Annotated in this window: 2 protein-coding genes and 1 pseudogene; 2 read left to right on the top strand and 1 reads right to left on the bottom strand. The window is 60.2% G+C overall.

Features of this window, described 5'->3' with window-relative positions:
* The coding region (locus tag EOA29_RS30720; RefSeq protein ID WP_145969888.1) for a porin at positions 1–521 on the top strand (521 nt) is incomplete at its 5' end.
* Positions 522–1,014: 493 nt separating this feature from the next.
* Here the strand turns inward: EOA29_RS30720 and EOA29_RS30725 are convergent.
* The gene (locus EOA29_RS30725; protein ID WP_127222056.1) at positions 1,015–2,691 is read right to left on the bottom strand and encodes a sulfotransferase; all 1,677 of its coding nucleotides are present in this window, start codon (positions 2,689–2,691) and stop codon (positions 1,015–1,017) included.
* 263 nt (positions 2,692–2,954) lie between these two features.
* On the opposite strand from EOA29_RS30725, the pseudogene EOA29_RS43380 reads away from it, so the two are divergent.
* Positions 2,955–3,078, top strand: a pseudogene (locus EOA29_RS43380) (pyridoxal phosphate-dependent aminotransferase); the annotation flags it as partial.

The following is a 3,078-nucleotide window of genomic DNA, read 5'->3' on the forward strand; positions in this document are numbered from 1 at the left end:
GCTATGTGCCGCATGTCGTCGGCGGCGTGAAGTACACGCAGGGCTGGGGCGCGATCACCGGTGTTGTCGCCTATGACGCCAACTACGAGGAAGTCGCCGGCAAGGTCCGCTTGGACGTCACCGTCAACGACGCTATCTCGCTGTTCGGCATGTTCGGCTATGGCTCCGATGGCGATCTCAATGTTGTTCACCCTGTAGTCGGAGGCGTACGCCAGGGCATCGATGCCAACGGTCGCGGCTTCTACAAGCAGTGGGGCGGCAACTGGGCCTGGTGGGCCGGCGGCACCTACAAGTTCAACGAGAAGACCTCGTTCAACCTCCAGGTGTCGGGTGACGACGACAAGAACTACGGCCTTGCAGCGAACGTCGCTTACGACATCGTCCCCGGCTTCACGGTCACGGCCGAAGTTGACTGGGACCACTTTGGTCACTTCGACGATGGCACGTTCTACGGCAACTGGACAAACGCCAACAAGAAAAACAGCGTCGGCGGTCTCCTCCGCTTCCAGCGCTCGTTCTAATCAGCAGCGTCTGACTGAAATTGAACCCGGCGGGCAACCGCCGGGTTTTTCTTTTGTAGCGGCAGTACCCGGGGCGCCATTTGCGGAGGGTTGCATTTCGCGCGGTCGCAGGGACCCGCACGCAAGCGGTCAATCCGGACAAGCGGCAGACGTAGACAGAGTAAGAAGCGAAGCGACGCGGCCTCGACCCGATTGAGAAATGTTGCCGCGCAGGGTTGAGATCGGTGGTGATCCTTCGCGCCCCCAGTCCTGCCGGACATCTCCCGCACAAGGGGGAGATTGGCAGTTTCAGCGCCCCGCTCAATCTTGCTACGCTGGCGATTGGCGAAAGCCGGCGCGACATCCGATCTCCCCCTTGCGGGGGGAGATGCCCGGCAGGCCAGCGGGTGGGGAGGAACGCGGCGTTCAGCCTGAGGGGACCCTCACGGCGGAAAGCTTACGCCGACGGGATAGGATGCAACCTAGATGTCGCCCGGCATCAAGCGCTGTCCGTTCAAACCTCAGCAAGATCGCCCAAGGCTTCGATCAGCGGCTGGATCTCGCCTTCATAGTTCTTCCATCGTTTGACGGAGGACGTATAGATCGGCTGGCGAACCTGCCAGCGGCTGAAAGTATTCACCGAACCATCCCTGTCAAAAAAGCGCAGGCAAGCCTCGTCCCAGGGCAACCCGAGATAATCCATGAGACGGCGCGACTGCTCCTCTTGGTTTTCAATCAGGGTCTCGTACCGGTTTTCGAAGATGCGACCCGGAAGGACATTGTTCCAGTGCCGCATCAGGCGATCGTATTCCCTGTAATACAACCCGAGAGTCTGAAGATCGCCGCTGTAGCTGTGCGCTTCACTGAATGGCAGGACGAAACAGGAGATGCAATTGTCTACAGCATCGCGGCGGCAATGAATTATGCGCGCGTTGGGAAACAGAATGCCGATCAGGCCAACCAGCTCGAAATTGTGAGGCATCTTGTCGACGATTCGAAGCGCGCCAGGAGCCCGCTCACGCAAATAGGCAAGATGCTCTGCCGCCAATGTTTTGGTCAGTTCCGGAGTAATCGCCGCGATCGATCTGCCCAGGTTCGTATCTGAGCTGTTCTTGAGACCGATCCCATTAGCTATTCGCCTAAGCTTGCTGAGTTCGCCGGCGCCATGAACGTCTGGATGACTGGCACAGATCTGCTCCGTCAACGTCGTCCCCGAGCGTGGCATGCCGACAACGAAAACAGGCACCTCCGAGGGATTGCCGTAAGCGGCCCTTGAAGCCACCAGTTCCGGTGTGAAGATTTCGATCATGGCATCGACCCAGCGACGGTAGTCTTCCAGGTCGAATTTTTGGCCTCTGGCTTGATTCCCTTGCTTGAAGTGATCCATCGCCTCCTTGTAGCGACGGAGATCATTAAGCAGCTTTCCGGCGGCGTGATGGAGCTCTGCCGCTCCCTGCGATCCATGGTCCAGATCTCGAAGCTCGATCAGGATTGCCTCAAGCTCGGGCGGCTCTTCCGTGAATTTGCGCGTGTGTACAAGTGCATTGTAGGCAGCCGGCACAGCGATGCGCCGTGCTATCGCCTCTGTCAGATGAAGCGCGGCTTCGTCCATACGCCCAAGGCTCGCGAGCGCGCGGGGCAGCCCCATCCGGGCCACAGGATGATCTGGGTCGATCTTGAGCGCCTTCTCGAACAGCGGCAGCGCCATTCCCCCCTTGTCAAACGCTTTGTAAGCGTCGCCCAGGGCGCAAAGCGCTTCCACCAAATCCGGCTTCAAATCCAGGGCGTGCTGAATGTGCCTGATCGCCGGCGTGAATTCGCTGAGCCTCAAATAGGTTTCGCCGAGGCTGAGGTGGTAGTAAGGATTTCGCGGCTCCTCCCCGACCGCCCGAGCAAAATACCGCAAGGCTTTCTCGTTGTCGTATCCGAGCCCTAGCGTTCCCAAGATGTAGAGCGCTAGCGGATGGTTTGGCGTTCTTGCCAGAACCTTGAGACAGAGTTCCTCGGCCTCAGGCAATTGCTCGGCTTTTTGCAGCTCGAGCGCCTGCCTCAACAACATGTCGTCGGGCTGACTACGAGCCGGACCGGCCTTCGGCTGGGCTTTGGGCGGTACAGCTTTCGTTGGCGCCGCCTTCGCTGAGGGTTGGGTCTTGAGGTGCTTGGCCCAAGCGGGCGGCAATCGGTTGTTCATCCTGCCTCGCTAGCAAAAGCAGCGGGGAGAATCCAGTCGAAGCACGCCGTTCGTGTCGAAGGCATTTGTCGGGCGGACGATATCGTCAGGGGGGCCGACAGCAAGCGTCTCGCCACTACGCTACCAGACCGGCGCGAGCAGCAAACCGTTGGAAGCTGGCGGCCGTGTGCCGATCAAGCTAGGCCATCTCACCTGTCAACCAACTTGCGCCCACCCTTGGCTCACGCTAGCAAGAAGCCCCCTTTCTCAACCGAGCCTTTGCCATGCGCCAGCGCCCTGCCCTTACGCCGATCATCGGCGCGCTTCCCACCACGGTGCCGTTCGTCGGGCCGGAGGCGCAGGAGCGCGAGCGCGGGCGGCCTTTCCGCGCCCGCATCGGCGCCAATG

This window comes from Mesorhizobium sp. M1E.F.Ca.ET.063.01.1.1 (genome assembly GCF_003998155.1).
In the GTDB taxonomy this organism is placed as follows: domain Bacteria; phylum Pseudomonadota; class Alphaproteobacteria; order Rhizobiales; family Rhizobiaceae; genus Mesorhizobium.